Annotated in this window: 17 protein-coding genes; 3 read left to right on the top strand and 14 right to left on the bottom strand. The window is 68.0% G+C overall.

All coding sequences use genetic code 11. From position 1 onward, the window contains the following. Positions 1-2: 2 nt before the first annotated feature. From ACFVAV_RS19950 to infA, 9 genes are all read right to left on the bottom strand, one after another. Entirely contained in the window at positions 3-1,232 is a 1,230-nt protein-coding gene (locus ACFVAV_RS19950; protein WP_379036448.1) for a hypothetical protein, read from the bottom strand. Between the two features lie 78 nt (positions 1,233-1,310). Further along, the gene (truA, locus tag ACFVAV_RS19945) at positions 1,311-2,150 is read right to left on the bottom strand and encodes a tRNA pseudouridine(38-40) synthase TruA (protein WP_379036447.1); all 840 of its coding nucleotides are present in this window, start codon (positions 2,148-2,150) and stop codon (positions 1,311-1,313) included. 85 nt (positions 2,151-2,235) lie between these two features. Then, positions 2,236-2,745: a 50S ribosomal protein L17 gene (rplQ, locus tag ACFVAV_RS19940; protein WP_379036446.1), complete on the bottom strand. Its 510-nt coding sequence runs from the start codon at positions 2,743-2,745 to the stop codon at positions 2,236-2,238. 44 nt (positions 2,746-2,789) lie between these two features. After that, entirely contained in the window at positions 2,790-3,848 is a 1,059-nt protein-coding gene (locus tag ACFVAV_RS19935; RefSeq protein WP_022567324.1) for a DNA-directed RNA polymerase subunit alpha, read from the bottom strand. A gap of 91 nt (positions 3,849-3,939) precedes the next feature. Beyond that, positions 3,940-4,545, bottom strand: a complete 606-nt coding sequence (gene rpsD, locus ACFVAV_RS19930) for a 30S ribosomal protein S4 (protein WP_379036445.1) — start codon at positions 4,543-4,545, stop codon at positions 3,940-3,942. Between the two features lie 22 nt (positions 4,546-4,567). Beyond that, positions 4,568-4,981 carry a 30S ribosomal protein S11 gene (gene rpsK / locus ACFVAV_RS19925; RefSeq protein WP_019045110.1) on the bottom strand — a complete coding sequence of 138 codons (414 nt, stop codon included), beginning with the start codon at positions 4,979-4,981 and terminating at the stop codon, positions 4,568-4,570. Between the two features lie 9 nt (positions 4,982-4,990). After that, entirely contained in the window at positions 4,991-5,362 is a 372-nt protein-coding gene (gene rpsM / locus ACFVAV_RS19920) for a 30S ribosomal protein S13 (protein ID WP_019045109.1), read from the bottom strand. 178 nt (positions 5,363-5,540) lie between these two features. Further along, a complete protein-coding gene (rpmJ, locus tag ACFVAV_RS19915; RefSeq protein WP_011207363.1) occupies positions 5,541-5,654 on the bottom strand; it encodes a 50S ribosomal protein L36 in 114 nt (37 codons plus the stop codon). Between the two features lie 149 nt (positions 5,655-5,803). Further along, a complete protein-coding gene (gene infA / locus ACFVAV_RS19910; protein ID WP_003418601.1) occupies positions 5,804-6,025 on the bottom strand; it encodes a translation initiation factor IF-1 in 222 nt (73 codons plus the stop codon). A gap of 270 nt (positions 6,026-6,295) precedes the next feature. Here infA and ACFVAV_RS19905 point away from each other — a divergent pair, with 270 nt between their 5' ends. Continuing rightward, entirely contained in the window at positions 6,296-9,574 is a 3,279-nt protein-coding gene (locus tag ACFVAV_RS19905) for an AAA family ATPase (protein WP_379036444.1), read from the top strand. Positions 9,575-9,584: 10 nt separating this feature from the next. On the opposite strand, the gene ACFVAV_RS19900 is transcribed toward ACFVAV_RS19905, so the two are convergent. From ACFVAV_RS19900 to ACFVAV_RS19885, 4 genes are all read right to left on the bottom strand, one after another. Beyond that, complete coding sequence (locus ACFVAV_RS19900; RefSeq protein ID WP_379036501.1) at positions 9,585-11,039, bottom strand: serine/threonine-protein kinase; 1,455 nt, start codon at positions 11,037-11,039, stop codon at positions 9,585-9,587. Positions 11,040-11,067: 28 nt separating this feature from the next. Then, complete coding sequence (locus tag ACFVAV_RS19895; RefSeq protein ID WP_379036443.1) at positions 11,068-12,285, bottom strand: hypothetical protein; 1,218 nt, start codon at positions 12,283-12,285, stop codon at positions 11,068-11,070. An 8-nt stretch (positions 12,286-12,293) separates the two neighbouring features. Continuing rightward, entirely contained in the window at positions 12,294-13,433 is a 1,140-nt protein-coding gene (locus ACFVAV_RS19890; protein ID WP_379036442.1) for a hypothetical protein, read from the bottom strand. 192 nt (positions 13,434-13,625) lie between these two features. Then, complete coding sequence (locus tag ACFVAV_RS19885; RefSeq protein WP_379036441.1) at positions 13,626-14,018, bottom strand: DUF4254 domain-containing protein; 393 nt, start codon at positions 14,016-14,018, stop codon at positions 13,626-13,628. Between the two features lie 281 nt (positions 14,019-14,299). On the opposite strand from ACFVAV_RS19885, the gene ACFVAV_RS19880 reads away from it, so the two are divergent. Beyond that, a complete protein-coding gene (locus ACFVAV_RS19880; RefSeq protein WP_379036440.1) occupies positions 14,300-15,109 on the top strand; it encodes a GntR family transcriptional regulator in 810 nt (269 codons plus the stop codon). Beyond that, positions 15,106-15,693, top strand: a complete 588-nt coding sequence (locus ACFVAV_RS19875) for a GNAT family N-acetyltransferase (protein WP_379036439.1) — start codon at positions 15,106-15,108, stop codon at positions 15,691-15,693. Before ACFVAV_RS19880 ends, ACFVAV_RS19875 begins: the two co-directional genes overlap by 4 nt. Position 15,694: 1 nt before the next feature. On the opposite strand, the gene eccCa is transcribed toward ACFVAV_RS19875, so the two are convergent. Then, positions 15,695-19,756 carry a type VII secretion protein EccCa gene (eccCa, locus tag ACFVAV_RS19870; RefSeq protein WP_379036438.1) on the bottom strand — a complete coding sequence of 1,354 codons (4,062 nt, stop codon included), beginning with the start codon at positions 19,754-19,756 and terminating at the stop codon, positions 15,695-15,697.

Below are 19,756 nucleotides of genomic sequence, written 5' to 3'. Positions count from 1 at the left end.
TATCAGCGAGCCGGTGACGACGCCCGCCGCGGCCGGGCCACGATCTCCAGCGCGAGCAAGGCCACGCCCGCGACGACCGCGATCAGCACCGCCACTCGCACGGTCGGATAGTCCCAGAACACCAGCACCGTCGCGGCGACGATCAGCACCGCGTACCGCAACCAGCCGATATTCGCCGCGACAAAGCCGGACACCGGGCCGCGCTCGCCCCGGCGGAGTCGATCGAGCACCCGGTCCGCGGTCGTGCGCACCCAGGTGGCCGGCGCGGACGGACCGGCCAGGAAGGCGACGAGCGCGACCAGCGCACCGAGCACCGCGAGCACCCGCATGCTCACCCGCAACGGAAGCAGCAAGGTGTCGAAGACGATGCGCGCGACCTCCGTCGAGACGACGTGCGCCGAAACATGATCCAGATACACACCGCGCGCGAGCATCAGCGCCACCGCGAGCACGACCATGGCGACCAGCACGCTCGTGGCGACACCGAGGATCGCGCGCCGCCGAAAGCCGGTGCCCGCCACCAGGACCGCACCGATCGCGCAGGCGAGCGCGACGACCGCGAGCCCGGTCGCCGCGCGATCGAGCAGGCGCACGGCCCGCTGAGCCTTGGCCAGCTCGTCGGACTCGACGATCACGAATTCGGACTGCAGGTCGACGACACGGTCCGCCAGGGCGAATCCACGACTGTCCAGCTCGTCGCCGACCTCGTCCAGCATCTGGTCCAGCGAGATCGACACGACGCCGCCGGTGTCTACCTGGACGACACCGGAGTCCACTCCGGTCAGCGCGGCGACCAGCACGCGATGCGCCTGCCGGTTCGCCGCGTTCCACAGGCGCGGAAAGGCGTCGCTGCGCACGAGGGCGGTCGCCGCGTCCCGGACCAGTTCCTCGGATCGGGCCGCCAGCATCGAGGGCAGGCTACGCACCAGCGCCGCGGCGAGCGGGCCACGGTCCTCGGCGTCGCCGACGGACTCCAGCAGATCGGACGCCGCGCTCTCGACATCTATGCGGGCCATGACGGTCCTGGTCAACGCGTCCGCGACGGCATTCTGGACCACCGGATCTTCGGCCAGCGGGGCCACCGTGTCGACATAGTGGTCGGTATCGAGGACCTCGGCGCGCAGATAACCGGCGACGACGGCGGTCAGCGTGAACAGCCCGGTGGCACACACCAGCAAGACAACGGCTATCCGCCGAATAATGCGAACCCGGCCACCAGAATCATCAGTCATCTGCCCGGCTTTCTCGCTGACGTCGAGTCGGGCCATCGTATCCCCGCCAAGGCGGCGACAGCCGCAACCACGCAGCGACTAATCGCCGCAGCAGCCTCCCGCGGCGGGCAGGGTCCTGCTCTCCCTGGTCTGGGCATTGCGCGCGGCGAGGTCGGCGTCGGCCGGGTAGTCGACGGCGACCAGGCTCAGACCGTGGGCGGGCGCGACCGTCACCGAGCTCGAGCGCTCGGTCTCGGTCAGCAGGCTCGCGACCCACTCGGGTGTCCGGCGGCCTTCACCGACGGCCAGGACGGCGCCGACCAGGCTGCGGACCATGGACCAGCAGAACGCGTCGGCGCTGACAGCGGCGTTGAGCAGCTCGCCGTCGCGTTCCCAGTCGAATCGCTGCAGCTCACGCACGGTCGTCGCGCCTTCGCGGCGACGGCAGAAGGCGGCGAAATCGTGCAGCCCGAGCAGTGTCGCGGAGGCGGCGCGCATCGCGTCGAGGTCGAGTCCGGGCTTCGCGGCGACCACGCTGCGCGCCTGCAACGGCTCGGCGCCGTAGCGCGCGGTGGTCAGCCGGTAGATGTAGTGGCGGCGGATCGCGGAGAAGCGGGCATCGAAATCCGCAGGCGCAAGGGCGATCTCGGTGATGCGCACGTCCTTGGGCAGGAAACGCGCCATCCGGTACAGCAGCTTGTCGGCGTCGAGTTCGCCGGTGGTGTCGAAGTGCGCGACCTGCCCCTCGGCGTGCACCCCGGCATCGGTGCGCCCGGCGACGGTGAGCTGGATCGGCTCACGGAACACCTTCGACAGCGACTCCTCCAGCGTGCCCTGCACCGTACGCAGGCCGGGCTGACGCGCCCAGCCGGTGAAATCGGTGCCGTCGTAGCTGATCCCGAGCCGCACCCGGATCGATTCCCGCTCGGTGTCGTCCATCGCTTCCTCCGCACCCTGATGTCACTGGCAAAAGAACGAGCCCGTCACCCACGAAGGGTGACGGGCTCGGCCGAACTCCTGAGAATCAGGCGTCCTTCTTGTCCTCGGCGGCCTCGTCGGCGGCCGGAGCCTCGGCGACGACCTCTTCGGTGGTCTCCTCGGCGACCTCGGCGGCGGGCGCCTCGGCCTTCTGCGAAGCGGCGACGCGACGGGCCCGGTCGGCCTCGTTGGTCACGGTCTTCTCACGGACCAGCTCGATGACGGCCATCGGCGCGTTGTCACCCTTGCGCGGCAGCGCCTTGGTGATGCGGGTGTAGCCACCCTCGCGACCCTCGAACGAGGGGCCGATCTCCGCGAACAGCGCGTGCACGATGTCCTTGTTGCGGATGACCTTCATGACCTCGCGACGGTCGGCGAGAGTGCCGCCCTTCGCCTTGGTGATGAGCTTCTCGGCGTAGGGGCGAACCGCCTTGGCCTTCGACTCGGTGGTCGTGATACGACCGTGCTCGAAAAGCGCCGTGGCCAGGTTGGCGAAGATCGCCTTCTGGTGCGACGCCGACCCGCCGAAGCGAGCACCCTTCTTGGGCTTAGGCATTGGATTCTCCTTGGGAAAGATCGTCCGGGGTGCCCCCCGAAGATCTAGAGCTGTTCGGTCTCGGCGTAGTCCTGCTCGCCGCCGTCGGTGTCACTGAACGTGCCGCTGTCGCTCCACGTTCCGGTGCTCGCGTCGTAACCCACCACGGAGGACGGGTCGAACGACGCCGGGCTGTCCTTGAGCGAGAGGCCGAGCGCGTGCAGCTTGACCTTCACCTCGTCGATGGACTTCTGGCCGAAGTTGCGGATGTCGAGCAGGTCCGACTCGGTACGGGCGACAAGCTCGCCCACCGTGTGCACACCCTCGCGCTTGAGGCAGTTGTAGGACCGGACGGTGAGGTCCAGGTCCTCGATCGGCAGACCGAAGGAGGCGATGTGATCCGCCTCGGCCGGGCTGGGGCCGATCTCGATGCCCTCGGCTTCGACGTTGAGCTCACGGGCCAGGCCGAAGAGCTCGACCAGGGTCTTGCCCGCCGAGGCGAGCGCGTCCCGCGCCGTGATGGAGTTCTTGGTCTCCACGTCGAGGATGAGACGGTCGAAGTCGGTGCGCTGCTCGACACGGGTGGCCTCGACCTTGTAGGTCACCTTGAGCACCGGGGAGTAGATCGAATCCACCGGGATCCGGCCGATTTCCGCACCGGTCGCCTTGTTCTGCACGGCGGGCACGTAACCGCGGCCCCGCTCGACGACGAGCTCGATCTCGAGCTTGCCCTTGTCGTTCAGGGTGGCGATGTGCATGTCCGGGTTGTGCACGACGACGCCGGCGGGCGGGACGATGTCACCAGCGGTGACGGTGCCGGGGCCCTGCTTACGCACGTACATGGTGACCGGCTCGTCCTCTTCGGAGGACACGACCAGACCCTTGAGGTTCAGGATGATGTCGGTGACATCTTCCTTCACACCGGGAACGGTGGTGAACTCGTGCAGGACACCGTCGATGCGGATGCTCGTGACCGCGGCCCCCGGGATGGAGGACAGCAGGGTACGACGCAGCGAGTTGCCGAGGGTGTAACCGAAGCCCGGCTCGAGGGGTTCGATGGTGAACTTCGAGCGGTTCTCCGCCACAACCTCTTCGGTCAGTGTCGGACGCTGGGAAATCAGCATGAGGATCTACTTCCTGTTCAGGGCATCCGCTATTTGATGCCTCGTCAGTGAGTGCGGGGGTCGCCATGTGAGCGACCCCCACCAAAAGCGCTTACTTCGAGTAGTACTCGACGATGAGCTGTTCCTGCAGCGGCACATCGATCTGCGCGCGCTCGGGAAGCTGGTGCACCAGGATGCGCAGACGGCCGGGGACGACCTGCAGCCAACCCGGGACCGGACGGTCGCCGACGGTCTCGCGCGCCACCTGGAACGGCAGCGTCGGCAGCGACTTCTCCTTGACATCGATGATGTCGTACTGGGAGACCTGGTAGCTGGGCACGTTCACCTTGACACCGTTGACGGTGAAGTGACCGTGGCTGACCAGCTGACGAGCCTGGCGACGGGTACGCGCCAGACCGGCGCGGTACACGACGTTGTCCAGACGGGCCTCGAGCAGGCGGAGCAGGTTGTCGCCGGTCTTACCCTTGAGGCGGTTGGCCTCTTCGTAGTAGCGACGGAACTGCTTCTCCATGACGCCGTAGGAGAAGCGAGCCTTCTGCTTCTCCTGCAGCTGCATCAGGTACTCGGATTCCTTGATCCGCGCGCGGCCGTGCTGGCCGGGCGGGTAAGGACGACGCTCGAACGCCTGGTCGCCTCCGACGAGGTCGACGCGCAGACGACGCGACTTGCGGGTGATGGGGCCTGTATAACGAGCCATTTTTTAGCTGTTTCCTTTCCCGCTAGACGCGACGGCGCTTGGGCGGCCGGCAGCCGTTGTGCGGCTGGGGGGTGACATCGGAGATCGAGCCGACCTCGAGGCCAGCGGCCTGAAGCGAACGGATCGCGGTCTCGCGGCCCGAACCCGGGCCCTTCACGAACACGTCGACCTTCTTGACACCGTTCTCCTGCGCCTTGCGGGCAGCGTTCTCGGCGGCGAGCTGCGCGGCGAACGGGGTGCTCTTACGCGAACCCTTGAAGCCGACGTGGCCCGACGACGCCCACGAGATGACATTGCCCTCGGGGTCGGTGATCGAGACGATCGTGTTGTTGAACGTGCTCTTGATGTGCGCGTGGCCGTGCGGGATGTTCTTCTTATCCCGGCGACGCGACTTCTGAGTCTTCTTCGGGCCAGCGGCCCGGCTCTTCGGAGGCATACGCTATCCCTACTTCTTCTTGCCGGCGACGGTCTTCTTCGGACCCTTGCGCGTACGCGCGTTGGTCTTGGTGCGCTGACCACGAACGGGCAGGCCACGACGGTGGCGGATGCCCTGGTAGCAGCCGATCTCGATCTTGCGGCGAATATCGGCCTGAACCTCGCGGCGCAGGTCACCTTCGACCTTGAACTCCGACGCTTCGATGTAGTCGCGGAGCTTGGTCAGGTCGTCGTCGCTGAGATCCTTCGAGCGCAGGTCCGGGCTGACGCCGGTCTGAGCCAGGATCTCGGTGGCGCGGGTGCGCCCGATTCCGAAAATGTAGGTCAGCGCGATCTCCATGCGCTTTTCGCGCGGGAGATCGACGCCCATCAGACGTGCCATGTGGCAGGTTCCTTAATGGTTGCGGAGGTCTGCTCCCTGTCCGTCCCCCCGTCTTTACAGTGGGGGCACCGGCCTCCGTACCGGTGGTTGGCGCGCACAAGTGCGTGCGTGCTGGAGCTGGGAGTTCTTCTTTTCGGTCAGTCCGATCAGACGATCGGTGCCCGGCGGTGCTGCTGGATCAGCCCTGGCGCTGCTTGTGGCGCAGGTTGTCGCAGATCACCATGACCCGGCCGTGACGGCGGATCACCTTGCACTTCTCGCAGATCTTCTTGACGCTCGGCTGAACCTTCACGTCCGTCCAATCTTTCCTTGGCTCACAAGGGTCTGTGAACACAGTTTTTCCCCAGCCGACGACTGGGGAAGTCTTGTAGCGCGCTCCGGCCTGGGCCGGAACACCATGCGACGCCGCGTGCCGTTCAGGCTCGCGGCGTCAGGCAGGCATCACTTGTAGCGGTAGACAATCCGGCCGCGTGACAGGTCGTACGGCGACAGCTCGACGACCACGCGGTCTTCCGGAAGGATGCGAATGTAGTGCTGCCGCATCTTTCCGCTGATGTGCGCGAGAACCTTGTGACCGTTCTCGAGCTCGATCCGGAACATCGCATTGGGCAGCGGCTCGACAACTCGACCCTCGACCTCGATGGCCCCGTCTTTCTTCGCCATATCCTCCGCGATCCCGGTTATGCTTCTAACCTGAGTTTGGATTGCCTCGTAGCTGCTCGCTGGCATGCGAACAGTCGGCGCATAGGTGCACCGCCGCTCAAGCTTACCGGGCCGGGTGTCCAGAGGCAAAAATGCCCCGAACCGTACACCCGGAACCGGCGTACCGCCCGCCCAGACCGCCCGCCATGACTCCCGGGTTGTCGCGTAAACTCACCGGCGTCCAGATGTGGGTCGAGCAGATCGGGGGACCCTGGTGAGCGAGGCGCGCCGGTGAGCCGCAACAACGACAGTCTCCCCATGTTGCCGCCGTGGCTGTCGGAGAGCGACGTCACACAGGCCGGTTACGAGGCACCTGTCGAGAACCTGCCCCAGGACGACCTGATCGACGAGGCGCCCAAACGCCGCCGCTTCATGAGCCGCGGCGGGAACGACGACGCCAAGAAGGACAAGCGCGGCCGCCGCCGCAGGGGCGATGACCAGCAGCCCGAGCAGCCCGCGCCGCAGCGGCAGCCCGAACCCACCGCCGAGCGCGCGAACCAGCGCCCACCCGCCGAGCGGCAGCAGTCCGGCAGGGGCACCGATCCGCTGAACCCCGGCGAGCAGCCGAACACCGGGTGGCAGGGTGGCCCGAACACGGCGGCTCCCGAGGCACCGTCCGCGGGCCCCGGGATGACACCGCCCTGGCCGCAGGAGCAGAGGCCGCCGTACAGCGAGGGCCCTCCGGCGGTCCCGCAGCCACCCGCTCCCGGGCCGTCCGCCCATGCGCCGACCCACACGGGCCCGACCGGCGCTTCTTTCACGCACACCGCGCCACCTCAGCACGGCGGTCCGAGCAGCGCGTCGCCGCACATCGGCCACACCGGCTCACCCGAAGCCGCCTACGCCGACCCGACCGCTACTCCGTCTTCGCACGGCGGTCCGAGCAGCGCGTCGCCGCATGTCGGCCAGACCGAAGGCCCTGCCGCCTACACCGACCCGACCATCGCGCAGGGTGACGACCGCTCGGGCCCGGCCCTGCCGACCCGCACGCCCGCGCCCCCGTCGACCGGATTCACACCGCTCGGCCCCGGCCAGCGCCAGCTCCCCGACCTCCCGCCTCCCCCACCGCTGCCGGATCCGCCCGCCCGCCCCCGGCCGACAGAAGCCCCGCCGCGCCTGACGGCACCGGCCGAACCGCCGGTCGGCGCTGCGGACCCGCTCGGCCCGACTGCAGCGGACCCGCTCCTCGGCCCGCTGCCGACCTCTCCTGTCGAGCCGCCCGCACCGTCGTCCGGCGTCGGTCCGGCGTCCGCGGGCGCAGATCTCTCGGCCGGCACGAGTGCCCCTGCGACCGACGCCGACCCGTCGGAGCCCCGCGAACAAGCGGGCACCGGCGGCCGCCACAGTCTCGATCAGGCCGAATCCGCAGCACCTGCGGCGACCGGACCCGAGACCATCGGCGACCCGGATCCGCGCCCGGCCGCTCCGGACGCCACGCGGACTCCCCCGCGCCTGCCGGAACCGCCTGCGCGCCTGAGCAACCCGTCCACCTCCGACACCGCCCTGTCGAGCACAGCGACGCATATCCCATCGCCCGCCGATGATGCCGCGCCGACGAACGTCCCTGTCCCGCAAGCGCCGTCCGACAGCGCCGCCTCCACGGGCGCCTATGTCCCGTCTGCTGACGACGCCACGCCCACCGCCCAGGCTCCGGCCGAGGCGACCACACGCATGGCTCTGCCGACGGATCTCACCGTCGGCACCCCTCCGGATACCGCGAACACGTCCGCCGCTTCTTCACAGCCGTCCACCGATTCCGGATCCGCCTACACCGCAGGGGGATCCACCGGCGGGGCCTCGCCCTACCGGTCCGGTGAGCCGGTCGTACCGCCGCAGCACGCACCGGGTCCCGACCACTCGCCGTACGTCCCGCAGACGCCGACGTACGATGTGGCGCAATACAACTCGGTCCCCGGCGATCCCTCCCCCGGCGCCCAGTTCGCCCCGGACGCGCAGACCGAGATGTTCCGGCCGGACGACCCACGCGTGCAGGCCGCTCGGAACCAGGCCCCCGGTGGCGATTCCGCGCAGCCGACCTGGCAGAGCCCACCCGAGCAGCAGCCGTACTCGCAGCAATCCGGTTACCGCTCGGGCGAATTCGCACAGCCGGGCACTCCGGTTCCGCCGTATCAGCAGGCCCCGGCGCAGTTCCAGCCGGGGGACCCCGCGCAGCAGTTCCACCAGCAGCCGGACGGCTCCACGACGCCGCCGTACCAGCAGGCCGAGTACCCCCGCCCGGACGGCACACCCCCGCAGCACTATTCGCAGCCCGACGGCTCGCCCGCGCAGCCGCACCAGAGTCCCGACAGCGCAGCCACGCGGCACTACCAGCAGGCCGATGGCGCTGCCGCCCAGTCGCACCAGCGACCGGACGGCGCGGCACCGCAACAGTTCCCCTCGCAGTACCAACCGGACGGTTCCCCGGCGCCGCACTACCAGCGCCCCGACGGCGCCCAGCAGTACCAGCCCGGTGACGTTGCGCCCCAGCAGTTCCAGGGCGGCCCCACCGCGCAGCCGTACCAGCAGCAGCCCCCGGGCCAGTATCAGCAGCCCGGCTGGGGCGCCAACCCGCAGCAGGGCTACCAGCCGCCGTCCCTCGACAACGTGCCGGTCAAGCGCGTCAAGAAGGCGCCGGGCAGTGGCTGGCGTAAAGCGGTGCACCATGTTTCGGGTGGCGCGATCAACCCGGGCATGTCCGCCGAGGAGCGGCGCCTGCAGGAGCTGGTGGCGCGTATCCGCCAGCCCGTGCGCGGTGACTACCGGATCGCGGTGCTCTCGCTCAAGGGCGGTGTCGGCAAGACGACGACCACCACCGGCCTCGGTTCGATCTTCGCCTCGATCCGCGGTGACCGGGTGATCGCGGTCGACGCCAACCCCGACTTCGGCACCCTGTCGCAGCGGGTGGCGCTACAGACCCGGTCGACCGTGCGCGACCTGCTGCTCGACCCGTCGATCGAGCGCTACTCCGATGTCCGCAGGCACACCTCGCAGAGTTCGAGCAGGCTGGAAGTGCTTGCCAGCGAACGTGATCCGGCCGCATCGGAATCGTTCAACGACGAGGAGTACCGGGCGGTGGCCCGGATCCTGCAGCGGTTCTACAACATCATCCTCACCGACTGCGGCACCGGCCTGATGCACTCGGCGATGAGCGGTGTGCTCGACCTGGCGCATTCGCTGGTGCTGATCTCCTCGGCCGCGATCGACGGCGCGCGCAGTGCCGCGGCGACGCTGGACTGGCTCTCACTGCACGGCCACGACCACCTGGTCCGCAATGCGGTCGTGGTGATCAACCTGCCCCGTGAGGGTTCACCGAATGTCGGTGTGCAGCAACTGCGTGAGTACTTCCTCTCGCGCTGCCGCGCCGTGCACATCATCCCGTTCGACGAGCACCTGTCCGAGGGCGCCGAGATCGATCTGCACCGCCTGCACAAGACGACCAAGCGGGCGTATGTGGAGCTGGCGGCCACGGTCGCCGACGAGTTCGGCGTCGACCACCACCGCTTCGGCTGAGCGGAGTAGGTTATTTCACCTCTCGTCGCAGGAGCGGCAAGAGTTTGTCGAGCAGGATGGCTTCCCCCTGGGGAGACCAGTTCCGGACGACCTCGATGACGGCGGGGTCGTCCACCACGATGATGGTGCTGTCCAGCCGGATCAGGTTGCTCGAAACACCGGCAATGCCACCACCGCCCGCCTTGTCATCGCTACGCAGCAGGACGAGGAAGTCCAGACCATCGGTCGACCCTATCGGCTCGAGTTCGCTCGCCAAGTCCGCGACCACTCTATTTCGCTCGGCCGCAGCATCATTCGAGTAGCGGGGGTCGTACCGGAACCCGAGGTCGGCAAGGAACTGCGTTGGACCACTGGGGTGTAGGTGCACCGTGCTGCGGTTATACGAGGTGTACTCGGCCAGGGCGATCTGCCGCCCGAGGAATTGCGGATTGCCGGCCTTGGCCTGTCCGACGCTGGTCGGTTTCGGTGTAGCGGCGGTGGTGGGCGCGGCAGTCGATGCGCGCGGTGCCGCTGCTCCGGTCGTCGACGACTGCGGCCAGACAATCGCGCCAACCACAACGGCGGCTACCAGCACACAACCGGCGACGGCAATCGGCCAGCGATATCGCGGCTGCGCAGACGCGCGCACGGGCGTGGTCGGCCCGACACCAGCCATCGCAGCGCGCAGCGCATCGGTGAACTCACGGCATGTCCCGAAGCGCTCGTCGGGCCGCTTGGCCATTGCCCTGGCCAGCACCTGGTCGATCGCAGGAGGCAGGTCATGCCGTAAATCCGTCGCTCTCGGCGGTGGCTCGTTCAGATGCGCCATCAACACGACGGTCGGCACCGCACCGACGAACGGATTGCGGCCGGTCAACAGCCGGAAGTATGAGCAGGCAAGGCTGTAGATGTCGGCGCGATGATTCACCGGGCCGCCGAGCAATTGTTCCGGCGAGGCATAGGCAACGGTGGCCAGGAGATCGCCGTCCTGGGTGAGTTCCTCGGTGTCGCTCATCGCTTTCGCGATACCGAAGTCGGTCAACAAGACCCGTTCTTCCTCGCCAAGGCGTGGCGAGAGCAGAAAGTTGGCCGGCTTCACGTCCCGGTGCAACAGACCGGACTGGTGCGCGTAGTCGAGGGCCTTGCCCACCTCGGTGACGATGCGCAAGGCACGCTCCGGCGTCATCGACGATGGGTCTGCCGACATCGTCTGTGCCGCATCGGCCCCCGACACATACTGCATCGCGATCCACAGCCGACCCTGATCCTCGCCCCGGTTGTAGACCGCGACGATATTCGGATGATCCAGTCCTGCCGAAAGATTCGCTTCTCGCTCGAATCGGGCACGAAATTCCCGGTCATCGGTGAAGCGCCGGGACAAGACCTTGATCGCGTCATAGCGGGGCAGCGCAGGATGGGCGGCGAGGTAGACGGCGCCCATCCCGCCCTCTCCCAGCATCCGTTCGACGCGGTATCCAGCGATCACTGTTCCCGGTACGGCCACAGCGTTCCTCTCAACTGTTGGTCAGCAACGCGTATTGGGCGGCGGCACGCTGGCGTACGTCGGCGATCTGGTCACTGACGACGGTCGCCACATATCGTCCGTACCGCACGTTGCAGGAATATTTGCTCTGGCGCACAAGATCGACTTGGCGACAAACGGTGTCGGGAACGCCGTCGGGACCGGCGATGACGCCAGGCTTGCCCTCGGTCAGGTTCCGCTGCAGTGTGTGCGCTGCCGCGGGGTCGCGCGCCCGCAGGAGAATCGTGGCGTCCACGAAAGCCACACCATCGACACCTGCTTCGTCGTACGTCCTTCCAATCGCCGCTTGATCCTGCTGGACAAGGATGGTGCCGCGTCGATTCAGCACCGCCAGGTAGAGCCGGTCAGCTCGGGGGAATCGCGGGAGTCGCGAGCCTGTCTCGTTCAACGTGCGCCGCAACAGACCGGACGGGTCGTCCTCGAGTCGGTAGATGTCCCGGCGGGACAGCGGCGGCAACGAATCCAGCAGCGGCAGCTGCTTTGCCAGTACCCGCTCGGTCAGCGTGGTCAACGCGGCGAGATCCGGTGCGGATTCTTGCGCGGTCAGGTCGATCATGTACGCACCGTGCGCCAACCGGGTGCCCAACGACCTGACCTCGGGTCGCCAATGCGACCGAGCAGACGGATAGCCGGCGAGCTGAACGCGCGTGTTGTCCTCGGCTGCGACTCCGAAGTCCACCGCCTCGAACTCGGCGGCCGCCGCGGCAGCCGCCGTCGCATCGGGAAATTGGAACACTGCGATCGAGAAGCCGACCGCGCCGCGAGCCGTGTCCAGATCGGCCTTGTCGGAAGCGCTCGCGCTGGCCAGGAGGCCATAGACAAGCTGATTGCGCTGGAGAACCCCCTGGAGATCCGCCTGCGCTGCACGGGTGGTGTAGTCGGCTGGTTTCGCGATGGGTTTGAATCCGGTGCCGAACGCGATCTTCGCGTCCACTTCGTATCCTGTCACCATATGTCCGGCCAGCCGCATGATTGCCAGCTCGGTGCCGTTCTCGACGCTGTGCCGGTAGGCGGAGTGGAACTCTAGCGGCTCCACCGAATAGTTGCCGATGTCGAACGGGCGCACGTCGACCTCGCCGGCAACCGCGGTGCCCGGCACCGACGCGGACAACCCGGCCGTACCGCAGGTCACCGCCACTGCCGCGACTACCGCGACGGCGGCGGAACGGCGATAGCGCAGGAGTTTCATCGCTCACCTCACCTGCTGTTGACCAGGATTGCGTACTGTGCGCTGATGCGCTGCTGCGCGTCACGCAACCACGCGGAATACACCGTCGCCGTGTAGCGGCCGAAAGCGACCGAGCAGGTGTACTTTTCGGTCCCATCGCCTTGTCGCAGACTGCGGTTGCGCGCGCATCGCGCCTGCGGCAAAGCGGCGGGCGGTTCCTCCTGCGCCAAATACTTGCCGACCGCGATATCGGCCAGGTATCGGCGCGCGCTGTCCGCGTCGCGTGCACGCACCAGCGTGGCTCCGCGATAGGCGACCCGGTCGACTCCGTTCTCCTCGTAGAGACCGGCGTAGCGCTGCGGATAGCGGCGCAGGTGGAGGTCTGCGCGCGCGTCGTAGGTACCCCGTTGGTTCGCGTCCTTGTCGCCGGTGGCTTCCGGCACCGTCTGGCGCAGCAGCCCATCGGTATCGAGCGGCATTGCGGCCAGCTGATCGAACGGGGTCGGCCGAAACGCCGCCAGCCGCTCGGACAGCACTCGCAGCGATCCTTCGACGAGGGAAGTCAGCGGAGCCAGTTCCGTGATGCCGAGGGCCCGATTCTCGGGGCTTTCCGCGACCACGATCACGACGACCGAACCGATCACGTGCCATGCCGCCTGGACCTGTCCCTTCGGTTGCCATGCGGACCGCGACGCCGGATACCGCACCAACTGCACGGGCTCTGCCTCGCCGGTATTGAAGCCCGCGTCGGCGAGTGCCGTGGCGCCGATCGCTGCCGCGGCGGCGTCACGGTATACGAGTCCGGCGTAGGACAGCGTCTGGCCGAGCCAGATGCCGTCCTCCGATGATGCTCCTGAGGTGGCGAATCCCGCGACAAACCCGGCCGAAGTGAACGCGTCACCCGTGATCGGTTTCAGGCTCACGTCGCTGTGGATCCGCGGTGAGCCGTTCGTCTTCTCGTCCAGGAAGATGTTGTCGGAAAAGTCGTCCAGCACCGTCAGCGACGGATCCACTTCGGATGGAAGTGGAAAGACTTCCGCCAGTCGTTGCGCCTCACACACCCGGTGTAGCACCATCCGGTCCGCGCTCTGCGTTCCGTAGTCGACCGGCTGCGTGGGATAGGCGCCCACATCGAGTAGTCCGAGGTCGACCGTCGGTTCGTCAGCCACTGTGTCGGCGGTGCCCGAACAAGCCGCTATCAACAGTGCCATCATCGAACAGACGGCCAGAATCCAACGTCGTTGAACCCCCATCGACCATCCCCCATAGAGCTACCGGCCTCGATGGCCTCGCTGAGGCTAACACGGAGGCGAGTTCCCATGCCCCTCGAAGTCCCTACAAGTCAAAGGCTTTCGTGTTTGCTACCACTCCGGCAATCGCCTGCGACCGGCGATCACATCGCGGACCAGGTCGTCGTAGGCGTCGGCCAGCTCGGCGAGGTGGTGCCATGCGCAGTGCAGCATCTCGTCTTGGGCGGCCAGGGTCATCAGGGCGTGGTGCGCGCGCACCGAGGACTCGGCCAGCCGGTCGATGACCGCGCCGATCGTCTCGGTGTGCAGGGTGGCGCCCAAACGGTGCTGCGGGACGCTGCGGTGCACCCAGTCGTCGATGGCGAGCACCAGTTCGGCTCGGCGGCAATCGATCTCACGCATGACCACGGGATCGGTGTCGACGAATCCGCCGCGCCCGACGATCCGCTTCTCGTGCAGCACCGCCAGATCGCGCGCGAACCACAGCAGCGGTCCGCCCACCACCCGATGTCCGCGACACGCCCGGACGAGAATGTCGGAGAGGGGAAGCAGACCGGTAGTCGCCGGCGGCCCGGCGGTATCGACACACCGCAATGTGTCGGGGAAAGCCATTACAACCGTAGAACTCTCCGAACCAGCCACGTTGCCTCGCCGTCATCGCCGCACAGCACCGGATCAGGACGTTCATTACAATAAACCTCGCAAGCTTCCTGTCAAGCATTACTCGGCCGTAGGTAACCCTGACGAGTACACTTCGTTACCTGCACGACCTACCGAGGAGCATGATGGCGGACGGTCCGACCTACCTCCGGATCGCAGACCTCCTCCGTGAGGAGATCCGCGCGGGCACGTGGAAACCGGGCGACCGGCTGCCCAGTCATTCCGAACTGGCCGAGCAGATGCAGGTCTCGATCACCACCTCGCGCAACGCGATCCAGGTGCTCGTCGCCGAAAACCTCGTCTACACAGCTACTTCCCGTGGCACCATCGTGCGAAACCAGGAAGTGCTGGAATCCGTGGTCACCGACCACATTCGCCCTGATCGGCCGCGGTCGGCGCACGACATCTTCGAGGAGATCGCGCGTGCGGCCAACCGCGAACCGGCCAAGGAATTCAGCACCAGGATGGAACCGGCCGACGATCAGGTCGCGCAGTGGCTCGGCGTCCCCGCCGATTCCTGGGTCCTGGCCCGCACCGTGGTGCAGTACCTGGACAACGAACCGTGGTCGTGGGAGGTGAGTTTCTACCCACGCGATCTCGCCGAAGCGGCGAGCATCGACTCACCCCATGACATTCCCGAAGGCACGACCCGTCGCCTGGCCGATCGCGGCCACGGCGAGACCGCCCATCGAGACACCTTGACAGCGCGACCGGCCACCGCCGAAGAGGCGGCCGTGCTCGGCGTCGCCACCGGCACAGTCCTGCTCGACCACCTGCGCATCGGCGCCAACCACGAACGGGTCACCCGGGCGACCCGGCATCGTTGCCTGGCCGGCCGTAACCGGCTGGCCTACCAACTCGGCGACGCGGCGGGCACCGCCGTCATCGCCCGCACCCTCGGCATCGCACCCGGATCCGCCGTCGCATTGCCATGACGGTGGGGATGCGTCCGGCCGCCCTGGGCGACCTACCGCTGATCTGCCGCCTACGGGTGCAACGCACGGCCTGGCTGACCGCCCGCGGCTCCGACCAGTGGACCGTCGCCGGTCGCGGCCGCCCCATCGAGATCTTCGCCGGCGCCGTCGGCCGGGCCCTGGACGCGGGCGAGACCTGGATCGCCGAGGTCGACGGTGAACCGGCGGGCACCATCACCGTCAACCACCGCGCCGACCCCGGACTGTGGTCGCCGTGGGAGCTGGCCGAGGCCGTCGTCGTGCATTTCATGATCGTCGACCTGCGTTTCGCGGGCAGGCAGGTCGGCCACCACATGCTCGCCCACGCCGCCGAACTGGCCCTGCACCAGGACCGTCCGTGGGTCCGTCTCGACGCTTGGACCACCAACACCGAGCTGCACGACTACTACCGCAGAGCCGGTTTCACCATGACCCGCATCGCCGGCCCGGCCGCGACCGGCCCCTCCCGCGCGCTGTTCGAGCGCCGCACGAGCCCGTGCCCACCGCACCCGAGCCGGATCACCAGCGTGGCGCGTCCGTTCTCCGCGGCTTCGATGCTGGATTGACTCACAACTGCGGCAGGTCGGCGATGTGGACCATCTCGATGCCCCGGCTGCGGGACACGAGGGTGCCGCGGCCGGGTGGCATCTTGCTCGGGCGGACCTCGCCGATGAGCTTTCCCTCATCGCGCGAACCGCTCATGATCAGCGTCTGCACCGAGAGGTTCTTCATCGCGCCGAGGATCGGGTCGTAGAGGGCGCGGGAGGCACCACCGATGCGGCGGACGCAGATCAGGTGCAGGCCGATGTCGCGGGCCTGGGGCAGGTATTCCAGCAGCGGCGCGAACGGGTTGATGGAACCGGTGACCACCATGTCGTAATCGTCGACGACGACGTAGATCTCGGGCCCGGACCACCAGCTGCGTTCGCGGAGCTGCTGCTGGGTGATGTCGGCGCCGGGGATCCGCTTGGACAGGTAGGTGGCGACCTCCCCGATCATCGTCCCGCAGGTCTGCGAGGACGTGGAGTAGCCGGCCAGCTGGTCACCCTCGAGGACGCCGAGCATGGTGCGCCGGTAGTCGATGAGGATCACCCGCGCTTCGTCGGCGTTGGACTGCTCGGCGATGCCCATCACGATATTGCGCAGCAGGGTCGTCTTGCCGCATTCCACGTCGGCGAAGGCCATGAAGTGCGGCTCGACCCCGAAATCCAGGACCAGCGGCTGCAATTCGGACTCGCCGAGCCCGACCACGACGCGGGTGCGGTTGAGTTCGATGCCCTGCTCGCGCGCGGTGGCCATGACCTGCTCGCGCGGGAAGCTCAGCGGCAGCATGCGCACTTCCGGCGCGCGGCGGCCGGCGTAGAGCGCGGTGAGCTCCTCGCGGGCCCGCGCCACGCCGTCGGCGACGGTGGCCGGGTCGGAGTCGGAATCCAAGCGCGGCAACGCGATCAGCATGTGCAGCTGTTCGGCGGTGAGACCGCGGCCCGGCCTGCCGACCGGAACCTGATGCGCGACCCGGCGACCCATCTCGGAGTCGCTGGGATCACCGAGCCGCAGCTCGATCCTGGTGCCGATCTGGTCCTTGACCACCGGCCTGATCTCGGCCCAGCGTGCCGCGCCGATCATCAGGTGGATGCCGAAGGAAAGACCCTGCGCGGCAATGGCATTGATCTGGTCGCCCAGCAGGTCGAATTCCTCGCGGATGGCCGCCCAGCCGTCGACGACCAGGAAGACGTCACCGAACAGGTCGGCGGCCAGCGGATCGCCGGGTGCGGCGGTGGTGCCGTTGATCTGGCGTGCCTCCAGCGCGGAGAACTTGCGCCTGCGGAACTCGATCATCGATTCGATGCCGAGTTCGGCGAAGCGTTCCTCGCGCTGGCGCATCAGGGTGGTCAGCTCGGCGATGGTGCGGCGCACCCGGTCACCGTCGAGCCGGCCCGCGACCGAGCCGACGTGCGGGATGCCGACCAGACCGGCCATGCTGCCGCCACCGAAGTCCAGGCAGTAGAACTGCACCTGTTCCGGCGTGTGGGTGGCCGCGGCGGCCATGATGATGGTGCGCAGCGTGGTCGACTTGCCCGACTGCGGGCCACCGACGACCGCGACATTGCCCTGTGCGCCCGCGAGATTGATGGTGAGCACATCGCGGCGCTGCTCGTACGGCTTGTCGATGACACCGATCGGCATCCACAGCTGGCCGTGCCGGTTGACCGGCGAACGCCAGTCCGGATCGGGCAGCAGCATGTCGGCGGTCGGTGATTCCTCCAGCGGCGGCAGCCACACCTCGTGCGCGGGCCTGCCGTGGCCGTTGAGCCGTTTCACCACGACGTCGAGCAGCGAGTCCGGAATGCCTTCCTCGGCAACGGGTCCGGTGGGCGGCGGCGGTGGCAGTTCCGGCCTGCCGCGCAGCGGGCTGTCCTCGGCCTCGACCGGCTCGGCTTCGGTGATCTCGACCGGCGCCGCGGTGAACACGACCGGCCGCTGTCCCGCGACGGGGGCGCCGTCGTCACCGGTGACGGTGCCCGCGGGTGCCACGTACGGCCCGGACACGTAGCTGGCGTTGAACCGGAGCGGTTCGGACGCATCGCTTTTCAGGTAGCCCGCGCCGGGCACGCTGGGCAGGTGATAGGCGTCGGTGATGCCGAGCACCGCGCGCGATTCGTTGGCGGAGAAGGTGCGCAGGCCGATCCGGTAGGACAGGTGCGATTCCAGCCCGCGCAGCTTGTTCTCCTCGAGGCGCTGTGAGGCCAGCAGCAGGTGCACGTGCAGCGAGCGGCCGAGGCGGCCGATCATCACGAACAGTTCGGCGAAGTCCGGCTTCTGCGAGAGCAGTTCGGAGAACTCGTCGACGACGACGAACAGCGCGGGCAGCGGATCCAGCGGAACGCCCGCGGCCCTGGCCTTCTCGTAGTCGGTGACATTGGCGTAGTTGCCCGCCGAGCGCAGCAGTTCCTGGCGGCGGTTCATCTCACCGGCGAGCGCGTCCTTCATGCGGTCGACGAGGGAGAGTTCCTCCTCCAGGTTGGTGATCACGGCCGCGACGTGCGGCAGCGAGTCCAGGCCGAGGAAGGTCGCGCCACCCTTGAAGTCGACGAGGACCAGGTTCAGCGCGTCGGGCGAATGCGTGGTGACCATCGACAGCACCAGCGTGCGCAGGAATTCCGACTTGCCGGAACCGGTGGCGCCGATGCACAGGCCGTGCGGGCCCATGCCGTTCTCCGCGGACTCCTTGATGTCGATCTCGACCGGCGTGCCGTCCGGGGTGATGCCGATCGGCACCCGCAGCCGTTCGCGCGCGGTCCGCGGCCGCCACACGCGCGCCGGATCGATCTGGGCGGCATCGGGAATACGCAGCAGGGCCATGAGGCCGGGGTCGCTGGTGGTGCCCTCCCCCAGGCTGACGATCTGCGCGGCAGTGGCCAGCCGGTAGCGGGCCAGATTGCGGGAGAAAGATTCGGCTTCGGCCACGCTGACCTCGTCGGCGGTGGCGAACTTCTCCACCCCGGCCGCGCTGCGCGCCGACACCGCGCCGTCGCCGACGACCAGCTGCAGGCCGCGCCGGGCGGCCAGGCCGTGCTCCGGTGCGGTGAGGTCGAGCACGGTCACCGAGTCCAGGCCCGATTCGCTGATGATGCGTTCGTTGCCGCTGATGTAGCCGTCGTCGATCACGACGACCAGGTGCAGGCGGCCCTGGGTCGGCTGCGGATTGCGCATGAACCGGCCGCGTTCGAGCAGTTCGGCCTGCAACGCCGACTCCAGCTCGCCCAGCGAGGTGTACATCATCCGGGACGAGCCGAGCCCGTCACGCTGGCTCGGATGCTGCACGTGCGGCAGCCATTTCGCCCAGGCCCAGTGGGTGTCGGGGTCGGCGCAGACGATCGCGATCGCCAGATGGTCGGGGCCGTGGAAAGTGGTCAGCTCCATCAGCATCGCGCGCACCAGCTCGCGGCCCTCGTCGTCGGCACCGCCGATATTGATCGCCGGGAACGCGCGCAACGACACCGCCGTCGGCAGCTCGTGCACGACGGAGTGGGTGCGCACGAACCGGCGCAGCGCGACGGTCGACACCGGCTCGAGGTCCTCGAGCGGACCGGTTTCCGGCCTGGCCAGCTTGGTGGCGAGCCGGTGGCTGCCGACGCCGACGCGCACGTGCCCGAAGTCGGGATCGTTGGGCCTGCGCTCCCACATCCGCCGGCTGCCGATCAGCGAGGCCAGGTCGGCCGGTTCCGGATGGCTCCAGCCGAGGGTCTCGAGCTGCTTGGATCCGGTGTTGCGCACATCTTTTCGCACCTGGTCCAGGTAGCGGAAGTAGTCCTTGCGTTCCTCGTTGAGCTCGACGGCGCGCTTAGGGCCGCCGCCGCGCATGCCCGCCATCATGCCGACCATCGACATCAGCATCATCATCGGGAACATCATCGACATGGGGTTCGACAGCAGGCTGCGGCCCATCGTCGCCATCATGGCGATCATGCCGACCACGGCGACGACCATCACCACGGGCATCAGCTTCATCATCAGCGGCGACGGGATCGCGCGCTGGATCTCCGGCGGCGGGGTGAGCGCGACTTCGCCACCGGGCGCGCGCGGTGGCGCGATCCGGGGGCGTCGGACGAAACCTTCGGTAGCCAT

This window comes from Nocardia sp. NPDC057663 (genome assembly GCF_042799895.1).
Taxonomy (GTDB): domain Bacteria; phylum Actinomycetota; class Actinomycetes; order Mycobacteriales; family Mycobacteriaceae; genus Nocardia.
Note: the sequence above shows the minus strand (reverse complement) of the source record. Positions and strands in the feature narration are given on the sequence as shown.